The following is a 19,994-nucleotide window of genomic DNA, read 5'->3' as shown; positions in this document are numbered from 1 at the left end:
CATTACCGGCGACCGGGGTTTTCTTGAAGGCATGCAGACCACTACGAAAATCATCGTCGCCAGCGCCGCCGCCATGGCCCTCGTGGCCGGCGGCTCCGCCGCCTTCGCCGCCTCCCAGGACTCCCTCGAAGGCCCCGCCTCCCAGAGCGTCGCCCAGACCGCCCCTCAGGTGACCGCCCAGCAGGCCATCGAGCTCGCCCTGAAGGAGGTGCCGGGCTCGTGGGTGTCGGAGGTCGACTTCGACGGCCGCGGCAAGAAGACGGACGTCTGGGAGGTCAAGACGATCAAGGGTGACGTCGAGCACGAGCTCGACATCGACGCCGCGTCGGGCAAGCTGCTCAAGCAGGAGACCGAGCGGGCCGACGACGATGACGACAGCGACGACGACTGACGCTCAGCACGAGTCGAGGATGCCGTCCATGGCGTCCTTCTCGGCCTTCGTCACCCAGAGCTCGTACTTGGCCTTGACGTCGATCTGACGGGCGATGTACGCGCAGCGGTAGGACCGGCGCGGCGGCAGCCATGTCGCCGCGTCGGAGTCGCTCTTCTGGCTGTTGAGCGGGCCGTCGACGGCGAGCAGGTTGAGCGGGTCGTTGGCGAACTCCTTGCGCTTGGTGTCCGACCACTGCTGGGCGCCCTTCTGCCAGGCGTCGGAGAGCGGGATCAGGTGGTCGATCTGGACCTTGCTGCTGGTGTCCTGGCCGCGCTCGAAGCTGATCGTCTCGCCGCCGTACGGGTCCTTCAGGACGCCGGTGAGGACGATGCAGTCGTGGGTGCCCTCCTTGAAGGTCTCGTCGGTCAGGTCGCGCTTGAGAATGTCGTTGCGGGTGTCGCAGCCGTTGCGGTCGACGTCCGCCCAGGCGGGGCCGAACTTGTCGCGGTCGAACCCGGTCTTCGGCGCCCGCCCCTTGACGGCCAGCTTCTCCAGCTTGCCGCGCGCGTCCTTGACGTCTACGTCGGACGAGGATGTGCCGCCGTCCTCCGCCTGCTGTCCCAGTTGTGCTTCCAGCTCCCCGCACCCGGTGAGCATCACTACGGCGGCCAAACCCGCCAAGACCGCCCGAACACGCACTGCGACTCCCAGACTCGGCTACCGATCGTCTAGGTATATCAATTTCCTCTTTGCCCGCGCTTTACCCCTCCAAGGCATCAATCAGCCACTCTCCGAGATAGTTCGCGTACGAGGAGCGAACGAAAATCCGGTACGAGTCGCCGTACCTCTGGAGGATCACCGGCGCCTTGCCGAGGACCGTCTGCGCGTGGCCGGTGAACACCCCCGGGTGCAGGTCGATCGGGCAACCGGTGATCAGGACGTCCAGCGCCCCCGGGCCGCTGAGCTCGATGACGGTCCGCTGACCCGAGACGTCCACCCACCCCGCCCCCGGCTCACCCTCCCCGGCCACCAACCACCACTCCGGCCCCAAACGCATGCCCGTCCCCGGATCCTCCCCCCGCACCTCCCACATCGGCACGAACGGCACCTCCCGCACGCGCACCCGCCCACCACCCACCCCCGCGAACCGCTCCCCGAACCCCGCAGCCGGACTCTCCGCCCACATCCGCAGGACCGGAAAACCCCCGCCCCCGGACGACACCGTCCCTTCAGGTCTGGTGGGGGTGACCTCGGACGACGCCACCCCTCCAGACGAGCCGGGAGTGACCTCGCACGACACCACCCCCTGAGGTGAGGCGGGGGTGATCTCGGACGGGGGCATTGCTTGGGGCGGGGGGTTCTGGGGAGTGGGGTTGCCGTCGCGGCGGAGGTTGTCGGGGTCGTAGAAGATCGGGGAGACCACTCGCACGGGGGTCGTCGTGTCGTCCGAGATGGCCGTCAGCCGGTCGCCGGGCGAGACGTTCCTGGCGAGCGCGAGGCTGATGGCGCGGCCGAGCGGGACGCTCGGGTAGCTGGAGGTGACGTGTCCGAGCATGACCCCGTCGGCGACGAGCTGGGCACCCTCCTCCACGAACGCCGACGGATCCTCGGTCAGCAGGCCCACCAGGCGCTTGCGGTCCGTCCGGGAGGTGTCCGGCCGCGCGTGGGAGCGCTTGCCGACGAAGTCCGGCTTGCGCCCGGACACGATCCACGACATGCCGAGGTCCTGCGGGGTGACGGTGCCGTCGGTGTCCTGGCCGACGATCGCGAACCCCTTCTCGGCCCGCAGCACGTGCATGGTCTCGGTCCCGTACGGAACGGCGCCGAGGTCCAGCACCGCCTCCCAGAGCGCCCGCCCGTGGTGCCAGGGCACGTTCACCTCGTACGCGAGCTCACCCGAGAAGCTGATCCTGAAGACCCGGCCGGGCACGCCGAGCACGGCGGCGTCGGTGTAGCGCATGAACGCCAGGCCGACCGCCTCAGGGGCGACGGCGGCGATGACCCTCCCGGCCAGAGGGCCGGCCACGGCTACGGTGGCCCAGTGGTCCGTCACCGAGGTGAACCGCACGTCCAGGGACGGCCACTCGGTCTGGTGCCACTCCTCCAGCCAGTCGAGCACGGCGGCGGCGTTGCCGGTGGTGGTGGTCATCAGGTAGTGGTGCTCGCCCAGCCGGGTGGTGGTGCCGTCGTCGAACACCATGCCGTCGGCGGTGCACATCAGCCCGTAGCGGCAGGCGCCGACGGCGAGCGTGGAGTACATGTTGGTGTAGATCCGGTCCAGGAACGCGCCCGCGTCCGCGCCCCGGATGTCGATCTTGCCCAGGGTGGAGGCGTCCATCGCGGCCACGGCGGTGCGGGCGGCCTCGCACTCGCGCCGCACGGCCTCGCGCATGGTCTCGCCGCCGAGCGGGAAGTACCAGGGCCGCTTCCACTGGCCGACGTCCTCGAACACCGCGCCCCTGGCGACGTGCGCGCGGTGCATGGCGGTGGTCCTGGCGGGGTCGGACAGCGGTCCCCGGTCGCGGCCGGCCAGGGTGGCGAACGACACGGGCGTGTACGGGGGACGGAACGTGGTGACGCCGACCTGGCCGGGGGCGGCGCCGAGCAGCTCGGACAGCACGCCGACGACCAGGGCGCCGGAGGTCTTGCCCTGGTCCGCGCCGGTGCTCGCGGTGGTGAACCGTTTGACGTGCTCGACCGAGCGCATCCCGGCCCCGGTGGCCCTGGCCACGTCGGCGACGGTGACATCCCGCTGGAGGTCCACGAACGCCGTGGGATCCGGGTCCAGCTCACCCCAGTACGCGGCGGGCGGCCGGAGCGCCGGCTCATCCGAAACCGGGACCCGTAACCCGGCGACACGACCGTGAGCCTCGGCGCCCGCCCGGTAGCCGTCCTCGATGGCCTGCGCTGTGCCGTACAGCCCGCGGCAGGCCCCCGCGGGGCTCACGGCCTGCGCGGGCTCGCCGGGCACGAACGCGCGCAGGGTCTCGTCGAACCGCAGCCTGCCCTGCGACTGGCTGAACAGGTGCACGGCCGGGTTCCAGCCGCCCGCCACGGCCAGCAGGTCGGCCTCCACGCACCGGTCGCCGAACAGGACGGCCGCGAGCGTCCCGTCGTCCCCGGCCACGGTGCCGGTGACGCGCCCTGCCAGAGCGCCGGAGAGACCCTCCGGGCGGGGGTCCACGACGGCGGCGATCTCCACCCCGGCCGCCGCCAGGTCGCGGGCGGCCTCGTACCCGGAGTCCGCGCACGCGTACACGACCGCGCGGGCGCCGGGACGTACCCCGTACCGGTTGGCGTACGTGCGCGCGGCGGCGGCGAGCATGACGCCGGGCAGGTCGTTGCCGGGAAACGGCAGGGACCGCTCGTGCGCGCCGGTGGCCAGAACGACGCGGCCCGCGCGGAAGTGCCACAGCCGCTCGCCGCGCGGGCGGCGCTCGACGGCGACCACGTAGCCGTGGTCGTAGAAGCCGGTCGCGGTGGTCCTGGTGAGGACCCGCACCTCGGGCAGCGCGGCCAGGCGCGACTCGGCGGCGGCCACCCAGCCGAGCGCGGGCGCGCCGTCGAGCAGGACGCGGCTGCCCAGCAGGTCGCCGCCGAGCCTCGGCTGGTCGTCGACCAGGATGACCCGCAGGCCGGACTCCCCGGCGGCGAGCGCGGCGGCCAGCCCGGCGGGGCCGCCGCCCACGACGAGCACCTCGCAGTGCAGGTAGCCCTTGTCGTGGCGGCGATCGTCCACAGCGCCGGGGTCGAGCCGGCCCTTGCCGCGCAGGCTCCACGCCTCCAGGCCCGCGTGCAGCTCGACCGTGGTGGCGGCCAGCATCGGGTCGGCGCCGACCCGTACCAGCGCGTTCGGCTCCTCCGGCCCGGCGGTGAAGATCCCGCGCGGCCGGCCCAGGTTCACGCTGTGCCCGGCCACGCGCACGCCCGAGGCCAGCAGCGCGGAGGCGAGCGTGTCGCCGGGGTGGCCGTGCAGCTGCCGTCCGTCGAAGCGGAAGGGCAGCGTGACGGAGCGGTCGATCAGACCGCCGGACGGCAGACGGCTCATGGCGCCTTCCGGATCTCGTGGGTGACGGTGTGCCGTTCGACGGTGAACCAGGTGCGGCAGCCGAGCCCGTGGAACCAGCGCTCGCGGAACCAGCCCCTGGGGTTGTCGCGCATGAACACGTACTCGGCCCACTCGGCGTCGGACAGCTCGCCGGGCGCCTCCGGGTAGGCGATCCCGGCCTGACCGCCGTAGTGGAACTCGTTCTCGTCGCGGGGCCCGCAGAACGGGCAGTCGATGAGCATCATCAGTGCGCCACCGCCGCCGCGCCGTGCTCGTCGATGAGCGCCCCGCTGGTGAACCGGTCGAGCGCGAACGGCGCGGCCAGCGGATGGGGTTCGCCCTCGGCGATCGTGTGCGCGTAGACCCAGCCGGAGCCCGGCGTGGCCTTGAAGCCGCCGGTCCCCCAGCCCGCGTTGACGTACAGGCCGTCGACCGGGGTGCGGCCGATGATCGGGGAGGCGTCCGGCGACACGTCCACGATGCCCGCCCAGGTGCGCAGCACCCGGGCCCTGGCGAAGATCGGGAACAGCTCCAGCGCCGCCGCCATCTGCGCCTCGACGACGTGGAAGGCGCCGCGCTGGCCGTAGGAGTTGTACGCGTCGATGCCCGCGCCCATCACCAGCTCCCCCTTGTGCGCCTGGCTGACGTACACGTGCACGGCGTTCGACATGACCACGCAGTCGAGCACCGGCTCCAGCAGCTCCGACACCAGCGCCTGCAGCGGGTGCGACTGCAGCGGCAGCCGGATCCCGGCCCTGGCCGCGAGCACGGAGGTGTGCCCGGCGGCGGCGAGCGCGACCTTCCCGGCGGCGATCCGGCCGCGCGTGGTCTCGACGGCCAGCACTCTGCCGCGCTCGATCGCGAAGCCGGTCACCTCGCAGCCCTGGATGAGGTCGATGCCGTACGCGTCGGCCCGGCGAGCCAGCGCCCAGGCCACGTGGTCGTGCTTGGCGATGCCGCCGCGCCGCTGGAGCGTGCCGCCCAGGACGGGGTAGCGGGCCCGGCTCGACACGTTGACGATCGGGCAGAACTTCCCGACCTCGTCGGCGTCGAGCCATTCGGCGTCCACGCCGTTGAGCCGGTTGGCGTTCACCCGCCGCCTGGCCTCGCGCACGTCGCCGAGGTTGTGCGCGAGGTTGAGCACGCCGCGCTGGCTGAACTGCAGGTCGTAGTCGAGCTCGTCGCTCAGCCCCTCCCACAGCTTCAGCGAGTGCTCGTAGATGGCGGCGCTCTCGTCCCACAGGTAATTGGAGCGGATGATCGTGGTGTTGCGCGCCATGTTGCCGCCCGCGAGCCAGCCCTTCTCCAGGACGGCCACGTTCGTGATGCCGTGGTTGCGCGCCAGGTAGTAGGCGGTGGCCAGGCCGTGGCCGCCGCCGCCGACGATGACGACGTCGTAGGCGGGTTTCGGATCGGGGTCGCGCCAGAGGAAGTCGGGATGGGTCACCGTCGGATCTTCTCCATCTTCGGGTCGAACAACGGCTCGGCGGCGACCTCGGCGGGCACGCGCCGGCCGAAGTACGTGACGTCCACCCGGGTGCCGGGCTCGGCCAGCTCGGCGGACAGCCAGGCGTAGGCGATCGGCGCCCGTATCGTGTGGCCGTGCGCGGCGCTCGTGACGTACCCGACGGTGCGGCCCTGGTGCCTGACCGGCTCCTTGCCCATGACGACCTCGGCGGTCAGCAGCGGCACCAGCTTGCGGGTGACGTCCGTGGACAGCGCGTCGCGGCCGACGAAGTCCTTGCCGGTCTTGACCGCGAACCCCAGCCCCGCCTCGTACGGGTCGTGCTCGGGTGTCATGTCGACCCCCCACAGCCGGTAGCCCTTCTCCAGGCGGAGGCTGTTGAACGCGGCCCGGCCGCCGGCGACCGGCAGGCCGGTCGCCCACAGCGTGTCCCACAGCTTGAGCCCGAGGTCGGCGGTGGTGTAGAGCTCCCAGCCCAGCTCGCCCACGTACGAGACGCGCATCGCGGTCACCGGCACGTGGCCGACGTAACCGGTCTTGCAGGTGAAGTAGCGGAAGCCCTCGTGGGACATGTCCAGGTCGGTGAGCGGCTGCACCAGCTCCCTGGCGCGCGGCCCCCACACGCCGACGCAGCAGGTGCCGGGCGTGATGTCGCGCACGTACACGCCGCCGGGCGCGTGTCGGGTGATCCAGTCGAGGTCCAGGTTGCCGTTGGCGCCGATCTGGAACCGGTCCTCCTCGATCCTGGCCACGGTGAGGTCGGAGCGGATGCCGCCGCCGGTGTCCAGCAGGAGCGTGTACGTGACCGAGCCGGGCTTCTTGTCCACGTCGTTGGTGGTCAGCCGCTGCAGGAACGCCGCCGCCTTCGGGCCGCCGACCTCGATCCGCTTGAGCGGGGTCATGTCGTAGAGCGCGACGCTCTCGCGGGTGGCGTGCGACTCGGCCGCGGCGATCGGCGACCAGTAGCGGCCCGCCCACGCGTCCCGGCGGCCGAGGAACGCCTCGTCGCCGGGGAGGTCGTCCAGCAGCGGCCGGTTGGCCTCGAACCAGTGCGGCCGCTCCCAGCCCGCGCCCTCCAGGAAGAAGCCGCCCAGCTCGCGCTGCCGGATGTGGAACGGGCTCGTGCGCATCGGCCGCGGCGACTCCATCGGCTGCAGCGGGTGGATGACGTCGTACACCTCGACGAAGTTCCGCGCGCCGCGCTCGGCGACGAAGGCCGGGGAGAGCTGGACCGGCTCGAACCGGCTCAGCTCGCACTCGTGCAGGTCGGTCGCGGACACGCCGTCCACCAGCAGCTCGGCCACCGCTCTGGCGACCCCGGCCGAGTGCGTCACCCAGACGGCCTCGGCCAGCCAGAACCCCTCCAGGTGCGGCGCCTCGCCGATCAGCGGGAAGCCGTCGGGGGTGAAGGAGAAGACGCCGTTGATGCCGTCCTCGTACGTGGTCCCGGCCAGCGTCGGCAGCAGCTCGCACGCGTCCCGCCAGGCGGGGTCGAAGTCCTCTTCGGTGAACGCCTGCACCGACGGCATCGTGGTGCCCTTGGGGCCGATCTCGTGCTGGGCGACGGGCATCGGGCGGTGGGCGTACGAGCCGACGCCGACGCGGTCGCCGTGGTGCCGGAAGTAGAGGTCGCGGTCCTGGTGGCGGAGGATGGGCCCGATGCCCGGGCTGCCGGCCAGCGGGCCCGATCTGGCGTACTGGTGGGCCAGCGGCTGGAGCGGCACGGTCAGCCCGGCCAGCTCGCCGATCGACGGCCCCCAGAACCCGGCCGCGCACACCACCACGTCCGCCTCGATGACCCGGTGCTCGACGACCCCGTGCTCGTCGTCGGACTCGACCGCCACACCGGTGACCCGGCCGCCGTGCTGCTCGACGCCCACCACCGTGTGCCCGCCCAGGAACCGCGCGCCGCGCTCCGACGCCCGCCGCGCCTGCGTCTCGCAGCAGCGGACGGCGACGGCCAGCCCGTCGGACGGCACGTGGAAGCCGCCGAGCACCTTGCCCGGGTCGAGCAGCGGCCACAGCTCGGCGCAGGCGGCGGGGTCGACCAGGCGGCTCTCCACGCCCCAGGACTCGGCCCAGCCGTGCTTGCGGTGCAGGTCCTGCCAGCGTTCCTCGGTGGTCGCCACCTCCAGGCCGCCGACCTGCTCGAAACAGCCCAGCTCGGTGTACTTGCGCACGGTGTACGAGGCGAACTCGGTCATGGTCTTGGACGGGTTCGTCTGGAAGACCAGGCCCGGCGCGTGGGAGCTGGAGCCGCCGGTGGCGGGGAGCGGCCCCCGGTCGACGACCGTGACGTCGGTCCATCCGCGTGCGGTCAGCTCGTCGGCCAGGGCACAGCCCACGATGCCGGCTCCTATGATCACCAATCGAGGCCGGCTCGTCATGCACCCTCCGGTTGTTCCTTAATACGCAACACGTACCGGACTACGCAACGAACATAAAGCCCAGCGATCGGCAGGACAAGAGCGTCTCTCAGCAGAGACGGACCGTCTCGTCTCCTGCTAGGATCGGCCCGTGCAGCGCAGAACCACACCTGACACGGGCCGCCGCAGCGAGGCCTCCCGCCGCGCCATCCTCGACGCCGCCTTCGCGCTGGCCGGCGAGGTCGGCTACGCCAAGCTCAGCATCGAGGGCATCGCCGCCCGCGCGGGCGTCGGCAAGCAGACGATCTACCGCTGGTGGCCGTCCAAGGGCGCGGTGCTCTTCGACGCCGTGCTGAGCCTGACCGAGGGGCGGGAGGGCGCTGAGGGCATGGCGCTGCCCGACACCGGCGACCTGGAGGCCGACCTCAAGCTGGTGCTGCGCGCCACCGTCGACGAGTTCGCCGACCCGGCCTACGACCGGCCGCTGCGCGCGCTCTCCATCGAGATCACGAACGACCCCGCGCTGGCCGCCCTCTACGCCGAGCGCCTGGAGAGGCCGATGAACGAGCTGAAGAAGGCCCGCCTGCGCGCCGCCCAGGAGGCCGGGCAGCTGCCCGCGGATCTCGACCTGGACGTGGCGGTCGACCTGATCTGGAGCCCGCTGCTGAGCCGCTGGCTGCACCGCTCCGGCCCGCTCACCCACGCCTACGCCGACGCCGTGGTCGAGACGGCGCTGCGCGGCCTCTACGCGCGCTGACCGGCGGTCAGGTGATGAGCACGCCGCCGTCGACCGGCAGCGCGACGCCGGTGATGTAGGAGGCCGCGTCGCTCGCCAGGAACACCGCCGCCGCCACGAGCTCGGCCGGGTCGCCCGCCCGGCCCATCGGCACCCGTTGCTCCAGGACCCGCTCCAGATAGCCGGGCGGATACTGATCGGTCATCTCGGAGGCGAAGAACCCCGGCACCAGGCAGTTGACCCGGATGCCGCGCCGCCCGGTCCACTGCTGCGCGAGGTCTCTGGTGAGGCCCTCCACGCCCGCCTTGGACGCGCTGTAGGCGGCCTGCGGGAGCCCGGCGGTGGTGCCGCCGAGCACGCTGCCGATGTTGACCACCGACGAGCCGGGCCGCATCACCCGCGCGCACGCCTGCGCCATCCAGTAGGTGCCGAGCAGGTTGACGTCGATCACCTGCCGGAACTCCTCCGGCGTCTCGCGCAGCGCGGGCACGGCGGTGCCGACCCCGGCGTTGTTGATCAGCACGTCGACCGCGCCGAACTCGGCCATCGCGGCCTCGGCCAGCGCGCCGCAGTCCTCGGCCCTGGCCACGTCGGTGGCCACGGCCAGGCACCGGCGGCCGGTCTCCTCGACCAGCCGCCGCGTCTCGCCCAGCCGGTCGGCGCGGCGCGCGCCGATCACGACGTCGGCCCCGGCCTCGGCGAGCCCTCTGGCGAAGGCCACGCCGAGCCCCGAGGACGCGCCGGTGACGATGGCGACCTTGCCGTCGAGCGCGAAACGCCGCAGCATGACTAGAGTCCGTACTCCTTGACGATGCGCTCGTGCCGCTCGACCTCGACGTCGACCTCGCGGGCCAGGTCGAGCCAGGCCAGCGGGTGGGACCAGCGCTCCGTGGCGTCGTCGAGCAGGGCGTCGACCTCGACCGGCGAGACGCCGGGCGGCACCGCCACCCAGCCGAACACGCCGGGGAGCTGCTCGCCGCTCGTCGGGTGGTTGACCTGGTAGTTCTCGTCGCTGTAGACCCACATGGGCCAGCCGCGCTCGGCCATGACCTCGGTGAACTCGGCCCAGTCGCTCTCGCTCGGCGCGGCGCCGTCGAAGAAGTAGCTCGTGTAGCCGCCCGGCCGCAGGATGCTCACCGCCGCGAACGGCGGCACGAAGTTCTGCTGCTCCTCGGGGTCTTCCGGGAGCGGCTCCAGCAGCTGCGGGTCGAACACCACGAGGTCGCCGGCGTTGTAGTCCATGCCGCGCGGCTGCGGCAGCGCCAGCCGGGCGGTGGCGGGGCCGGTGCGGATGGACAGCACCTGGCGGCGGCCGCCGTCGGGCGCGGGGAGGATGACCCGGATCAGGCCCATCTCCTCCTCGATCGGCCCTTCGGTGGACTTGATCGGCATGCCGATCCTCGCGGCGCCCTTGCGGACGGCCGCCCAGTCCTCGGCGGCCGTGGCCATGACGATCATGCGCCAGACGTCCTCGTCGGCGAGCTCGTCGAGCACCTCCAGCAGCGCCTTGGCGCCCTTGACGTTGTCGTCGAGCTGCTGGGCGGCGGTGGCGACGATGCGGCGGGCGTCGACCCCGACGCCTGCGGCGACGGCGTGCTCGGCGTTGTCGAGGGCCTCGGGCCAGCGCTCGCGGGCGGTGTGGAGGCGGGCCAGCGCGAGGTGCTTGGCGGCGTGCGGCAGCATGCCGGCCAGCTGCTCAAGGCGCTCGTCCTGGCGGGCCTCGATGAGGAGCGTGGTGAGGTAGCCGATGTCGTCGGGCTCGGCGGTGGCGATGTCGCCGGAGTCGACGAGCATCTTCCAGTAGATGTCGGCGCCGGACGCGGGGTAGCCGAGGAAGCCGAGGGTGGTGGTGTGGCGGCGGGTGGCCTCGAGGTCCTCGCCGGACAGCGGGGCGAGCCAGCCGATCCAGCGCTCGGGGTCGGCGTTGTAACCGTCGGCGGCGTCGAAGTAGGCGACGCGCTCCTCCAGCGGGCCGGGCGCCTCGGGCTCGGCGGTGGCGTCGGCGGCGGCGCGCAGCGCGGCGACGCGCTCGGCCACGCCGGCGTCGGCGCGCAGCTCGGCGGCGGCGGACTCGGCCAGGTCGGCCAGCGCCCTGGCCTGCCAGACGCCCTGCCGGGCGACGGCCAGGTCGCCCGCCACGAGGGCGAGCTCGACGCGGGAGCGGTAGCCGCCCATCATGCCGAAGTAGTCGATCCACTGGCGCAGCACGCGGCCGAGCTGCCAGGTGTTGGTGATCTGGGCGGAGCCGGAGAGCTTGTAGACCGCCTGGGCCCACTCGACGAACACCCGCGGGTGCTCGCCCACCACGTCGAGGTCGGGCAGCGCGTCGACGGCCTCGGCGAGGCGGTCGAGCTGCGCCAGGACGAGCGCGCGGCGCACGCCGTCGCGGTGGTCCTTGGCGACCGGGTCGTCGGCCTGGAAGCCGGCGGCGGCCTGCAGCGCGGTGAGCGCGTCCTCGGCGCGGCCCGCGGCGAGGAGCGCGCGGGCGCTCTCGGCGCCGAGCTCCCAGCTCGCCTCGCGGCCGGCGGCACGCAGCCGCTCGACGGCGGACTCGATGTAGGTGACGGCCTCCCCGGCGCGGCCGGCGTCGACGAGCGCGGCGGCGTACTGGGTCACCAGTCCGGAGAAGGCGGGCCCGGCGGGGTCGGCGCTCTCGATGGCCGGGGCCAGCAGCTCCAGCCGCCGGTCGGCGTAGCCGGGGCCGTCGGTGTTGGCCCACGCCACGGCGAGCGCCTCGACGGCCGCCGGGGTGGCCGGGCAGTCGCGGACGTCTTCGCGCTGGGCGAACGCGAGCAGCTGCTCGGCGTCCTCGATCGCGACCGCGCCCTGGACGCGGTCGCCGATGCGGCCGACGAGGTGCCAGTAGCGGGAGTAGAACTCCAGCCAGGGCTGCCCCAGGGCCTCCGCCTGCTGAGCGATGGCCGGGGCCATCACGTCGAGCTGCGGATATCGCCCTTCGTAGGCCTGCGCGGGCAGGTCTCCCAGAGCCATGGCGAGGCCCACGTTGCCCGCCTCGGAAAGCTGCTGCTGGGTTTCGCCGACCCACGCCCAGATGTCCACGTCCATGGGCAGTCAGTCTGCCAGGTCAACGAGCGTCCCCCAAACGCAGAAGCGCGATGAGCTCGTCCGATTCGTCGTCGTTTAGCACGGAAAATACCGGTGCCATCAGGTCGTCGGTGGCGTCCTCGGCGGCGGCCCGGCGTGCGACGACGTCAGGTCCGGGGGTCGGATAGGGCTCCGGCCACTGGAAGAACTGGGCGATCATCTCGCCGCTCCGGTGGCCGAACGGCGTCGCGTCGTGGTCGGCGGCCAGCGTGGCCTCCAGAGGGCTCAGCCCGGCCGCGAGCACCGCGTTGGCGTGCAGCCCGCCCCGCAGCTCGCGGACCACGTGCATGAGCTGGACGGCCCGTGCGGGCGGATCGCCGGCGAGCGGCACGGCCCGCCACCCGGCGAACAGCGGCGCCCCGACCGGTGAGGCCGCCTCGACGACCTTCTCCAGCAGCTCGGCGATCCTGGCGCAGCCGTCGTAGCCGCCGAGCTTGCGCCGCCCCCAGTCCTGGCAGGCCCCGACGGCCAGCTCGACGGCCTGGTCTACGGGCATCTTGCGACCGCCCTCCCAGCTCTGCCTGACGTGCTCGGGCGGGAAGAAGACGGCCACCGAGGTGACCACGTCGGCCTCGCACTCGCCCAGCACCCCGCAGCGGCCGCGGAAGTAGAACTCGCGAGGCCCCAGGCCGTGCTCGTCGCAGACGGCCTTGGCCTCGCGGGAGATCATGAAGCCACCGCCGTACTGCCCGATGGGCGCCTTGACCTGGACGGCTGTGGTGCGCGGGTCTGCCATCTCCACCCCTCTCGGTTCGGGAAACAGACCCAGCATCCCCTAGGAGAACATCATTCTGCAAGCATCAGCTCGCCGGAGGCCACGATGACCGCCGGGCCCCGCAGATAGCTGGTCTCCTCGTCGAGCACCACGGTGAGCGTGCCGCCCGTCACCTCGATCGTCCACGTGCCGGTGGTCTCGCCGGACAGCGCGGCGGCCGCGACCGCGGTGGCGACCGCGCCGGTGCCGCAGGAACGGGTCTCGCCGGAGCCCCGCTCGAAGACCCGCATCACCGCGCGGCTGGGGCCGACCGCGTTGAACAACTCGATGTTGACGCCGGCCGGGAACACCGCGGGGTCGAAGGTGGGCTGGTGGGTGAGGTCGAGCTGGACGACCGGGTCGCCGATCGAGCAGGCGAGGTGCGGGTTGCCCACGTCGACGTGGACGCCCTCGTACTCGTGGCCGCCCACCGTGGTGACGCTGGAGCCCAGCACGGCGGGCTTGCCCATCTCGACGGTGATCTCACCGTCGGGCTCCACCCGGACCAGGCGGGTGCCGCCCCGGGTCGCGATGGCGAACTCGCCCGGACCCTCCAGCCCCGCGTCGACCAGGTAGCGGGCGAAGACCCGGCTGCCGTTGCCGCACATCTCGGCCATGCCGCCGTCGGCGTTGCGATAGTCCATGAACCACTCGGCCTGCTGCCCCGCCACCTCGGGAACCTGCTTGGTGCGCACCACGCGGAGCACGCCGTCGGCCCCGACGCCGGCCCGCCTGTCGCAGATGCGGGCCACGAGTGTGGCGGGCAGGTCGAGCTCCCCATCGGGATCGGGAAGGATGACGAAGTCGTTCTCGGTGCCGTGCCCCTTGAGAAAGCGCATTACCCGATTTTATCCGGACTACTGTCCGGCTATCAGCGCCAGGGACCGGTCGAGCAGGCCGGGATCGTCGTACGGGAGCCAGCGCACCCGCGGATCGCGCCGGAACCACGACTCCTGCCGCCTGGCGAACCGCCGCGTCGCCCGCACCGTCTCGGCGAACGCCTCCTCCTCGCTCCATTCCCCTTCCAGGTGGCGGATCACCTGGGCGTAGCCGAGCGCCCGGCCGGCCGTGCGGCCCTCCGCCAGGCCCCGCCCGAGCAGCTCGCGCACCTCGCCGACCAGCCCCGCCGCCCACATCCGCCCGACCCTGGTCTCGATCCGCTCGTCGAGCACCGGCCTGGGCACCTCCAGCCCGATCTGCACGCTGGGGTAGATGGCCTCGTAGGACGGCATGGTGGCGGAGAACGGCCGGCCGGAGTGCTCGATCACCTCCAGCGCCCGCACGATGCGCCGGCCGTTGCTCGGCAGGATCGCGGCGGCGGCGGCCGGGTCGAGCTCGCACAGCCGCGCGTACAGCGGCCCGGCGCCGCGCTCGGCCAGCTCGGCCTCCAGGCGGACCCTGATCTCCGGGTCGGTGCCGGGGAACTCCAGGTCGTCGATGGCCGCGCGCACGTAGAGCCCGCTGCCGCCCACCAGCACCGGCACGGCGATGGCCTCGATCAGCGGCCTGACCAGCTTCTGGTACTCGGCCACGCTGGCCGTGACCGTCACGTCCCAGACGTCGAGCAGGTGGTGGGGCACGCCGCGCCGCTCGGCCTCGGTGAGCTTGGCGGTGCCGATGTCCATGCCGCGGTAGAGCTGCATGGAGTCGGCGTTGACGCACTCCCCGCCCAGCCGCAGCGCGAGATCGACGGCGAGATCTGACTTACCGGCCGCGGTGGGCCCCACGACGGCGATGACTGGGTGACGCACGCCTACCAGTGTGGCCTGCCCAGGTCAGCGGTCGCGCCCGGCACCACGTCACAGGTCGAGCAGCGTGGGCTGCAGGTAGCCCTCGTGGGTGAGCAGCCAGCGCTTGGTCTCGACGCCGACCCCGCCGCTGAACCCGCCCAGCCCGTTGCCCGCGACCACCCGGTGGCACGGCACCACGATCGGCAGCGGGTTGGACCCCATGATCGAGCCGATCCCGCGCGCGGGCACGCCGGTGCCGCTGCGCGCCGCCAGCTCGCCGTAGGTCACCGCGGTGCCGTACGGGACCTCGTACAGGGCCTGCAGCACCTCGCGCCGCACGCCCGACGTCAGCCGCCAGTCGATCGGCGTCTCGAACCGCCGCGAAGCACCGGTGAAATAACCACTCAGCTCCTCGACCACGGAACCCGTACGATCCGGGTCATGGACCTCAGGCAGGCCGAGGCGGTCGCGCATCCGGTCACGGACGCCCCACCCCGACGCCACCAGCCCGTCCTCGGTGACGGCCAGCACGAAGGGCCCGACCGGCGTCGGCACCTCCGCGAACGCGACGGTGGTCGTCATGTCGTCTCGTGAACTCGTCATCCTCGGCACCTCCAGCGCGGTCCCCACCCGACACCGTAACCACAACGGCTACCTGTTGCGCTGGGACGGACAGGGTTATCTGTTCGATCCCGGCGAGGGGACCCAGCGGCAGATGCTGCACGCCGGGGTGAGCGCCAGTGACGTCCACTGGATCTGCCTGACGCACTTCCACGGCGACCACTGCCTGGGCGTGCCGGGCGTGATCCAGCGCATCGCGCGCGACAGGGTGCGCCACCCGGTGCGGGCCGTCTTCCCCGCCTCCGGCGCGGACTACTGGCGCAGGCTGCGGCACGCCGCCGTGTTCGCCGACACCGCCGTCATCGAGGAGCACCCGGTCTCCGGCGAGCTGGCCTCCGCCGGCCCGCTGACCGCCCGCCGCCTGTCCCACCCGGTCGAGTCGTACGGATACCGCGTCCAGGAGCCGCCCGGCGTGCGCATGCTGCCCGAGCGGCTGGCCGCCCACGGCATCCGCGGGCCCGAGGTGGGCGAGCTGCAGCGCACCGGCTCGGTGCGCGGCGTGACGCTGGCCCGGTGCAGCGTGCCGAAGCCGGGCCAGGCCGCGGCGTTCGTCATGGACACCCGGCTGTGCGACGCGGTGTTCGAGCTGGCCGACGGGGTCGACCTGCTCGTCATCGAGGCCACGTTCCTGTCGGGCGAGCAGGCGCTGGCCAAGGAGTACGGGCACCTGACCGCGTTCGAGGCGGGGCTGGTGGCCGCCCAAGCGGGGGTGCGGCGGCTGGTGCTCACGCACTTCTCCGAGCGCTACACGTTCGCGGACGAGCCCGTGTTCCTGGAAGAGGTGCGGCGCTCCTTCGACGGGGAGGTCTTCCTGGCGCGCGACCTGATGCGGGTCCCGGTGCCGCGCCGCCGCCGCTGACACGCTCTCGTCCTGTGGTCACTCGTAGGGGCTGCGGCCCTCGCTCACGGCGCCGATCATGCCGACGGCGTACGCGTGGGCCGCCCGGTGCAGGCCGTGGCCGTAGCTGACCCGGGCCACGCCCAGCTCCGCCAGCCTGGCCAGGCTCGGCGCGCCCGGCTTGAACAGGATGTTGACCGGGCCGCCCACCTCGTCCACCAGCGCCCCGATCTCGTCCTCGGCCGACAGCCCGATCGGGTAGACGCAGTCGGCCCCCGCCTCCAAATAGCGCCGGGCCCGCGCGACCGCGTCGGCGCGCCCGCCGCCGTCGCGGACGAGGTAGGTGTCGATCCTGGCGTTGACGACGAGCGCCGGTCCCGCCGCGGCGCGCACCGCCGCCAGGAAGGCGGCCTGCTCGTCCGGATCGACCAGTTCTCCGGTACGGGGGTCGGAATCCTCCAGGTTGCAGCCCGCGGCGCCGGTCTCCAGCAGCCGCCCGGCCAGCTCGGCCGGGTCCAGCCCGTATCCGCGCTCCATGTCGGCCGTCACCGGCACGTCCACCACCCGGACGATGCGGGACACGGCGGCCAGCATCTCGGCCACCGGCGTCGCCTCGCCGTCCTCGTACCCCAGCACGCGCGCCACCGCGGCGCTCCCGGTCGCCACCGCCGGGAAGCCGGCCTTCCGGACGGCCGTCGCGGACGCGGCGTCCCAGGCGTTCGGCAGGATCAACGGCTTTCCCGGCACGTGCAGGGCACGAAGTGCCGCCGCCTTCTCAATGGTCATGGCCGGAACCATAGGAAGGCGGGGCCGGTGGCTGTAGGTCCAATGCCCGCGAGAACCGGCGAGCCACTTCATGTTTCTCAGAAGGTGCGGGGTGCGTCCGGAGGGTGAACGGCCGCGTCCCGCGCCACCGTGCTCGTGGTGTCAGCAGCCGCTCTTGGCGCACTGGCCGCCGACGGTGCCGGCTGGGCCGTCCGCCGGGTTGTCGCCCTCGTCGGAGGGCGGCGGCTTGGCCGCGGTCGTGGGCTTCTTGCCGCTGTCGCCCTGCTTCGCGGCGGTTTCCTGCTTGGCGCCGTCGCCCTTGCTCGCGGTGCTCTTGTCCGACGAGCCGGCGCGGGTGTCGCGGGTGTCGCCCGACGTGTCGCCCGATGTGTCGCCAACGGAGGCGTCGCCCATCTCGGCGGCCTCCTCCTCGGGCAGGCCGGTGTCGGCGTCGCCCATGGTGGCCTCGTCGGCGGCCGCCTCGTCCTGCAGCGGCTCGCCCTCGCTGCCGGTCTCGCCGGCGCCCTGCTCGGGCCCCGCCTGCCGGCTCTGCTGGGTGGGCGTGCCCGTCTCTCCGGACCCGGCGGTCAGCGCGTAGCCGACGCCGCCCACGGCCATCGCCGCCACGAGTACGGACGCGGCGATGACGGTGATCTTTTTCTTCTTGCTCGGCCTGTTCCTGGCGGCCCGGCGGCCCTCGCCTGGCCCGTTGAGGATCTCAAGACGATCCGGCTCGGTCGGATCTTGCATGGTGTTACAGCTCCCTGCGGTCGTATCGGGAAAGCTCTCCGGCTTCCGCGGGCGATGGACCACACTAGCCGCAACAGCCGAATGCTCGCGCAACAATCACAAAGGAATCACGACTTGTCCCCCCAAGGTCCTATTCGCCCAGGTCGACGCCACCGCCTCGCCCCCGTCGCCGCGGTCACCGCCGTCCTGGCCATCGCCACGGCGGGAATTCTCCTCGCGTTCACCGGCCCGCGAATGCACCCTCGCAAATCGGCCCCCGAAATCGATCAGGAAAGCCCGCTTTTCGATCAATCCCGCCGCACGCCCCCACCCACGTGGACGTCCATTCCACCGCCCCATTCAGCCAGCCCGGAACCCCCCGCACCGGCGACGAGCATCACCACCGAAACCCCCTGGCTCCACCCGATCCCCCCACCAAGGGCAACACCCTCGTCCCGCCCAGGAGACGCCACCAGGCGTCCGGCAGACGTCCCAGAACGCCAGCCCCCCACCCGAGATCACCAAGGCCCCCGTGCCCAACCCCGCACCCACCGCCCCGAACCCCGGGAACGTTCCAGCACCCACACACCGAACGACAACACCAGCACCGGCGAGGCGGTCACACTCACCACCGCCCCCTCACCCACCCCCGAGCCCCAGCCCAAGGCCCAGACCCCACCAGGACTCCCCGCCCCCGACCCCTGCGCAACCTTCCACGACTTCCGCCGCGCAGCCTGCTACGAGGCCCTCAAGAGCCTAGGAAATTGATCACCACGGCGGGACCCACAACTCAGGACTACGGCGGGCAGAGCAGGCCGAAGGCTTGCTATCGGCGCCCAGCCCGAGGGGTTTCCCCAAAAAGCCCTTAAGATCTTGATCTTTTACGGCGCGACCCACCCGAGCCAAGCCCACCCGACGATCAGCGAGCGGAACAGCCCGAAGAAGAAGGAGAAGTCGCCGGCCGGCCGATGGTAGGCATACCGAGGAGCACTCCGGACGGCTGGGGAGACACACGCGCCTGCCAGGCGTCACCCGCACGCGTGCGGCGCAGTTCGCGGACCGCCCCGTCGGCGACCAGGTGGTGCGGGGCCGCGTACGTGACCTCGACCGTGACCATGTCACCCGGACGCGGCGTCTCCTCGCCCACGGCGAAGTGGACCAGGCGGTTGTCGGCCGCGCGGCCGGAAAGGCGGCGGGTGGCCTCGTCCTTGCGGCCTTCGCCCTCGGCGACCAGGATCTCCAGCGTGCGGCCGACCTGCTTCTTGTTCTCCGCCCAGGAGATCTCCTCCTGGAGGGCGACCAGCCGCTCATAGCGCTCCTGGACGACCTCCTTGGGGATCTGGTCGTCCATGGTGGCGGCGGGGGTGCCCGGCCTGATCGAGTACTGGAAGGTGAAGGCGTTGGCGAAGCGGCTCTCCCGTACGACGTCGAGGGTCGCCTGGAAGTCGTCCTCGGTCTCGCCGGGGAAGCCGACGATGATGTCGGTGGAGATGGCCGCGTCGGGCATGGCGGCGCGGACCCGCTCGATGATGCCGAGGTAGCGCTCGGCGCGGTAGGAGCGGCGCATGGCCTTGAGCACCCGGTCGGAGCCCGACTGGAGCGGCATGTGGAGCTGGTGCATGACGTTGGGCGTCTCGGCCATGGCGGCGATGACGTCGTCGGTGAACGCGGCCGGATGCGGCGAGGTGAACCGGACCCGCTCAAGGCCCTCGACGTCGCCGCAGGCGCGCAGCAGCTTGCCGAAGGCGAGCCGGTCGCCGAACTCGACCCCGTAGGTGTTGACGTTCTGGCCGAGCAGGGTGACTTCGAGGACGCCCTGGTCGACGAGGGTGCGCACCTCGGCGAGGACGTCGCCGGGCCGGCGGTCCTTCTCCTTGCCGCGCAGCGACGGCACGATGCAGAAGGTGCAGGTGTTGTTGCAGCCGACCGAGATGGCCACCCAGGCGGCGTAGGCGGACTCGCGCCTGGTGGGGAGCGTGGAGGGGAAGACCTCCAGCGACTCCTTCAGCTCGACCTGCGCCTCGCCCTCGATGCGGGCGCGCTCCAGCAGCACGGGCAGGGAGCCGATGTTGTGGGTGCCGAACACCACGTCGACCCAGGGCGCCTTGCGGACGATCTCGCCCTGGTCCTTCTGCGCGAGGCAGCCGCCGACGGCGATCTGCATGCGCGGGTTGCGGACCTTGGCGGGCCGCAGATGGCCGAGGTTGCCGTAGAGGCGGTTGTCGGCGTTCTCGCGGACGGCACAGGTGTTGAAGACGACGACGTCGGCGGTCTCGCCTTCGGTCACGGCGATGTAGCCGGCGCCTTCCAGCAGGCCGGACAGCCGCTCGGAGTCGTGCACGTTCATCTGGCACCCGTACGTGCGGACCTCGTACGTGCGGGGGCTCTCCTGGGTCACAGTCATGGCATGAACAAGGGTAGTCGTTATGAGCCCTGCGCCAGCCGTACGCTTTCAAAAGACCAG

General features: G+C 72.3%; 17 protein-coding genes. 3 read left to right on the top strand and 14 right to left on the bottom strand.

Translation table 11 applies throughout. The annotated features are described in order from the left end of the window. Positions 1-31: 31 nt before the first annotated feature. The gene (locus tag AB0K05_RS09980) at positions 32-391 is read left to right on the top strand and encodes a PepSY domain-containing protein (protein WP_148033524.1); all 360 of its coding nucleotides are present in this window, start codon (positions 32-34) and stop codon (positions 389-391) included. 3 nt (positions 392-394) lie between these two features. On the opposite strand, the gene AB0K05_RS09975 is transcribed toward AB0K05_RS09980, so the two are convergent. From AB0K05_RS09975 to AB0K05_RS09955, 5 genes are all read right to left on the bottom strand, one after another. After that, positions 395-1,045 carry an HNH endonuclease family protein gene (locus AB0K05_RS09975; protein WP_271277938.1) on the bottom strand — a complete coding sequence of 217 codons (651 nt, stop codon included), beginning with the start codon at positions 1,043-1,045 and terminating at the stop codon, positions 395-397. Between the two features lie 88 nt (positions 1,046-1,133). Next, positions 1,134-4,421 (bottom strand): 2Fe-2S iron-sulfur cluster-binding protein, encoded by a 3,288-nt coding sequence (locus AB0K05_RS09970; protein WP_364228266.1) that lies wholly within the window; start codon positions 4,419-4,421, stop codon positions 1,134-1,136. Further along, positions 4,418-4,666 carry a sarcosine oxidase subunit delta gene (locus tag AB0K05_RS09965; protein ID WP_148033525.1) on the bottom strand — a complete coding sequence of 83 codons (249 nt, stop codon included), beginning with the start codon at positions 4,664-4,666 and terminating at the stop codon, positions 4,418-4,420. Before AB0K05_RS09965 ends, AB0K05_RS09970 begins: the two co-directional genes overlap by 4 nt. Continuing rightward, positions 4,666-5,868, bottom strand: a complete 1,203-nt coding sequence (locus AB0K05_RS09960; RefSeq protein WP_148033526.1) for a sarcosine oxidase subunit beta family protein — start codon at positions 5,866-5,868, stop codon at positions 4,666-4,668. The genes AB0K05_RS09965 and AB0K05_RS09960 overlap by 1 nt, the downstream gene beginning before the upstream one ends. Then, on the bottom strand, positions 5,865-8,273 hold the full coding sequence (locus AB0K05_RS09955) for an FAD-dependent oxidoreductase (RefSeq protein WP_364228263.1): 2,409 nt from the start codon (positions 8,271-8,273) through the stop codon (positions 5,865-5,867). The genes AB0K05_RS09960 and AB0K05_RS09955 overlap by 4 nt, the downstream gene beginning before the upstream one ends. Before the next feature lie 130 nt (positions 8,274-8,403). Here AB0K05_RS09955 and AB0K05_RS09950 point away from each other — a divergent pair, with 130 nt between their 5' ends. Further along, entirely contained in the window at positions 8,404-9,009 is a 606-nt protein-coding gene (locus AB0K05_RS09950; protein WP_364228261.1) for a TetR/AcrR family transcriptional regulator, read from the top strand. 7 nt (positions 9,010-9,016) lie between these two features. Here AB0K05_RS09950 and AB0K05_RS09945 read toward each other — a convergent pair whose 3' ends face one another. From AB0K05_RS09945 to AB0K05_RS09920, 6 genes are read right to left on the bottom strand one after another with little or no spacing between them, the layout of a single operon-like run. After that, on the bottom strand, positions 9,017-9,775 hold the full coding sequence (locus tag AB0K05_RS09945; RefSeq protein ID WP_364228259.1) for an SDR family oxidoreductase: 759 nt from the start codon (positions 9,773-9,775) through the stop codon (positions 9,017-9,019). 2 nt (positions 9,776-9,777) lie between these two features. After that, positions 9,778-12,054: a tetratricopeptide repeat protein gene (locus AB0K05_RS09940; RefSeq protein ID WP_364228257.1), complete on the bottom strand. Its 2,277-nt coding sequence runs from the start codon at positions 12,052-12,054 to the stop codon at positions 9,778-9,780. 19 nt (positions 12,055-12,073) lie between these two features. Next, positions 12,074-12,829 (bottom strand): hypothetical protein, encoded by a 756-nt coding sequence (locus AB0K05_RS09935; protein WP_364228255.1) that lies wholly within the window; start codon positions 12,827-12,829, stop codon positions 12,074-12,076. A 50-nt stretch (positions 12,830-12,879) separates the two neighbouring features. Further along, on the bottom strand, positions 12,880-13,686 hold the full coding sequence (gene dapF, locus AB0K05_RS09930) for a diaminopimelate epimerase (RefSeq protein WP_148033531.1): 807 nt from the start codon (positions 13,684-13,686) through the stop codon (positions 12,880-12,882). Positions 13,687-13,704: 18 nt separating this feature from the next. Beyond that, positions 13,705-14,598, bottom strand: coding sequence for a tRNA (adenosine(37)-N6)-dimethylallyltransferase MiaA (gene miaA / locus AB0K05_RS09925; RefSeq protein ID WP_364228253.1), 894 nt, complete (start codon positions 14,596-14,598; stop codon positions 13,705-13,707). A 48-nt stretch (positions 14,599-14,646) separates the two neighbouring features. Then, the gene (locus AB0K05_RS09920; protein WP_246639586.1) at positions 14,647-15,180 is read right to left on the bottom strand and encodes a methylated-DNA--[protein]-cysteine S-methyltransferase; all 534 of its coding nucleotides are present in this window, start codon (positions 15,178-15,180) and stop codon (positions 14,647-14,649) included. Between AB0K05_RS09920 and AB0K05_RS09915 the strand changes: the two genes are divergently transcribed. Then, the gene (locus AB0K05_RS09915; protein WP_364228251.1) at positions 15,158-16,057 is read left to right on the top strand and encodes a ribonuclease Z; all 900 of its coding nucleotides are present in this window, start codon (positions 15,158-15,160) and stop codon (positions 16,055-16,057) included. The genes AB0K05_RS09920 and AB0K05_RS09915 overlap by 23 nt on opposite strands. An 18-nt stretch (positions 16,058-16,075) precedes the next feature. Here the strand turns inward: AB0K05_RS09915 and AB0K05_RS09910 are convergent, their stop codons facing one another. From AB0K05_RS09910 to miaB, 3 genes are all read right to left on the bottom strand, one after another. Further along, positions 16,076-16,822 (bottom strand): isocitrate lyase/phosphoenolpyruvate mutase family protein, encoded by a 747-nt coding sequence (locus AB0K05_RS09910; protein WP_364228249.1) that lies wholly within the window; start codon positions 16,820-16,822, stop codon positions 16,076-16,078. A gap of 141 nt (positions 16,823-16,963) precedes the next feature. Next, a complete protein-coding gene (locus AB0K05_RS09905; RefSeq protein WP_148033535.1) occupies positions 16,964-17,551 on the bottom strand; it encodes a hypothetical protein in 588 nt (195 codons plus the stop codon). Positions 17,552-18,449: 898 nt separating this feature from the next. Then, positions 18,450-19,934: a tRNA (N6-isopentenyl adenosine(37)-C2)-methylthiotransferase MiaB gene (gene miaB / locus AB0K05_RS09900; RefSeq protein ID WP_364228246.1), complete on the bottom strand. Its 1,485-nt coding sequence runs from the start codon at positions 19,932-19,934 to the stop codon at positions 18,450-18,452. Positions 19,935-19,994 lie beyond the last annotated feature (60 nt).

It is taken from the genome of Nonomuraea sp. NPDC049486, assembly GCF_040676925.1.
Taxonomy (GTDB): domain Bacteria; phylum Actinomycetota; class Actinomycetes; order Streptosporangiales; family Streptosporangiaceae; genus Nonomuraea; species Nonomuraea ferruginea.
This window is presented reverse-complemented; position numbering and strand designations above follow the sequence as displayed.

Bases quoted from the DNA above. Each gene is read 5' to 3' on its own strand.
- AB0K05_RS09980 (WP_148033524.1), top strand. From the start codon at position 32: ATGCAGACCACTACGAAAATCATCGTCGCCAGCGCCGCCGCCATGGCC.
- AB0K05_RS09945 (WP_364228259.1), bottom strand. From the start codon at position 9,775: ATGCTGCGGCGTTTCGCGCTCGACGGCAAGGTCGCCATCGTCACCGGC.
- AB0K05_RS09935 (WP_364228255.1), bottom strand. From the start codon at position 12,829: ATGGCAGACCCGCGCACCACAGCCGTCCAGGTCAAGGCGCCCATCGGG.
- miaB (WP_364228246.1), bottom strand. From the start codon at position 19,934: ATGACTGTGACCCAGGAGAGCCCCCGCACGTACGAGGTCCGCACGTAC.
- AB0K05_RS09915 (WP_364228251.1), top strand. From the start codon at position 15,158: ATGTCGTCTCGTGAACTCGTCATCCTCGGCACCTCCAGCGCGGTCCCC.
- AB0K05_RS09940 (WP_364228257.1), bottom strand. From the start codon at position 12,054: ATGGACGTGGACATCTGGGCGTGGGTCGGCGAAACCCAGCAGCAGCTT.
- AB0K05_RS09965 (WP_148033525.1), bottom strand. From the start codon at position 4,666: ATGATGCTCATCGACTGCCCGTTCTGCGGGCCCCGCGACGAGAACGAG.
- AB0K05_RS09955 (WP_364228263.1), bottom strand. From the start codon at position 8,273: ATGACGAGCCGGCCTCGATTGGTGATCATAGGAGCCGGCATCGTGGGC.
- dapF (WP_148033531.1), bottom strand. From the start codon at position 13,686: ATGCGCTTTCTCAAGGGGCACGGCACCGAGAACGACTTCGTCATCCTT.
- AB0K05_RS09970 (WP_364228266.1), bottom strand. From the start codon at position 4,421: ATGAGCCGTCTGCCGTCCGGCGGTCTGATCGACCGCTCCGTCACGCTG.
- AB0K05_RS09910 (WP_364228249.1), bottom strand. From the start codon at position 16,822: ATGACCATTGAGAAGGCGGCGGCACTTCGTGCCCTGCACGTGCCGGGA.
- AB0K05_RS09905 (WP_148033535.1), bottom strand. From the start codon at position 17,551: ATGCAAGATCCGACCGAGCCGGATCGTCTTGAGATCCTCAACGGGCCA.
- AB0K05_RS09920 (WP_246639586.1), bottom strand. From the start codon at position 15,180: ATGACGAGTTCACGAGACGACATGACGACCACCGTCGCGTTCGCGGAG.